Origin of the sequence: Methylobacterium sp. WL116, assembly GCF_008039455.1 — a bacterium.
Taxonomy (GTDB): Bacteria; Pseudomonadota; Alphaproteobacteria; order Rhizobiales; family Beijerinckiaceae; genus Methylobacterium.
Map to the genome: position 1 here is coordinate 1 of NZ_VRUV01000709.1, position 1856 is coordinate 1856.

Consider the following 1856-nt stretch of genomic DNA (forward strand, 5'->3'; position numbering starts at 1 on the left):
GGCCGAGGCGGCGCGCACGGGATCGTCGCGCCGGCGCGGACGACCGGCACGGCGCACGCGGCTCCGAGCCTGGCGCGGCGCGGCGCCTGGATCGGCCTGTCGGCCGTCCCCTCCGGCCTGCTCGTCGCCGTGACGGCGCACATCACCACGGATGTGGCCGCCATCCCGCTGATGTGGGTGCTGCCGCTGGCGCTATACCTCCTGACCTTCGTGATCGCCTTCCGCCCGCTCGCGTCCTGGCCGGACCGTCCCCTGGCCGCCGCGCAGGCTTGGGGGACCGCGATCGCCCTCGGCGCGGCCGTGGTCGGCCGGCTGCCCTTCGCCGTCGACCTGCCGCTCAGCCTCGGCCTCTGCTTCGTCGCCGGCCTCGTCGCCCACCGCGCCGTCTTCTGCCTGCGCCCCGAGCCGGGCCGGCTGACCGAGTTCTATCTCTGCACCTCGCTCGGCGGGATGCTCGGTGGCCTGTTCGCAGCGCTGGTCGCGCCGCGGCTGTTTGCGACGATCGCCGAATATCCGATCCTGCTGGTGGCGGCGCTCGCCTGCCGTCCCGGCGTCTTCGTCCGCGTCCGCCCCGTCGGCATCGTGGCGATGCGTCGCCTTGTCGGGACGCTTGCCGGGCTGGTCGGGCTCGCCATCCTCGTTCGCTACGCTCCCGACGCGGCGCCGCGCGCTGCAGCGGGCGCGATGATGACAGTCCTGCTGCTGAACTGGCGCGCACCGCAGGCGGCCTTCGGCTTTGCCGCCCTGTTCTGCGGGCTGGTGCTGGCGATGCCGCATCTGACGATCCAGGACATCGAGAGCCGCCGCAGCTTCTTCGGGGTCCACCGCATCGAGACCGATCCGCAGGGACGCTTCCGCCTGCTCTCGCACGGCACGACCCTGCACGGCGCCATGCGCATCCGCGAGGACGACGGCAGCCCGGTTCTCGGGCCGCCGGAGCCGACGACCTACTACGCCACCGGCAACGCCATCGCCGACGTCCTCGAGGTCGCCCGCCGCGCCTACGGGCCGGTGCCGCGGGTCTCGGTGGTCGGGCTCGGGGCCGGCAGCCTCGCCTGCCAGGCGCGGGCCGGGGAAGCCTGGACATTCTACGAGATCGATCCGGTGGTCGTCACGATCGCGCACGATCCGAGCCTGTTCCGCTTCCTCTCCGCCTGCGCGCCGTCGGCCCGCATCGTCCAGGGCGACGCCCGCCTGACCCTGGTCCGCGCGACCGAGCCGACCCGCGTGCTGATCGTCGACGCGTTCTCCTCGGACGCGATCCCGATGCACCTGCTCACCGGCGAGGCCCTGGCGCTCTACCGCGACCGCCTCGACGCGCAGGGGGTTCTGGCGCTCCACATCTCCAACCAGCATTTCGACCTGCGGCCGGCGCTCGCCCGTGCCGCGGCGGAACAGGGCCTCGCGCTTCTCCAGCGCATCGACCCGATCGTCGAGCCGATCGAACGGCGTTTCCGCGCTCCGGCGATGGTGGTGATCGCAACGCGCGATGCGGCGATCCGGCGGGAGGCCGCGCGGCTCGGCTGGACGCCCGTCGTCCCCGACATGACGCGGCGGCCCTGGACGGACGACTACGCCAACGTGCTGGAGGCCTTCATCGACATGATGCGCCCGCGCGGCGACGCCACGCCCACGCCCGGGCGCTGACCGGGTTTATCGATCGGCGCCGGCGCGCGCACCGGGCAACGCTCACAGGGCGGTCTTGGGCATGAGCATGTGGACGCCCTTATTGCCGTCGACCGTCTGGGTGATGCGCAGGTTTCCGGCGAGCGAGCACAGCATGTAGGCCTGGTTGCGGGTCAGCCCGGTGCGGGCGCAGACGTGGCGCACCATCTCGCGCACCGCCTGCCGCATCG

General features: G+C 73.1%; 1 protein-coding gene and 1 pseudogene. One reads left to right on the top strand and one right to left on the bottom strand.

The genetic code is table 11. The features are described 5' to 3' along the window. The coding region (locus FV223_RS30905) for a fused MFS/spermidine synthase (RefSeq protein ID WP_187276258.1) at positions 1-1647 on the top strand (1647 nt) is incomplete at its 5' end. Positions 1648-1689: 42 nt separating this feature from the next. Here the strand turns inward: FV223_RS30905 and FV223_RS32155 are convergent. Then, positions 1690-1856: pseudogene (locus tag FV223_RS32155) on the bottom strand (amidase); the annotation flags it as partial.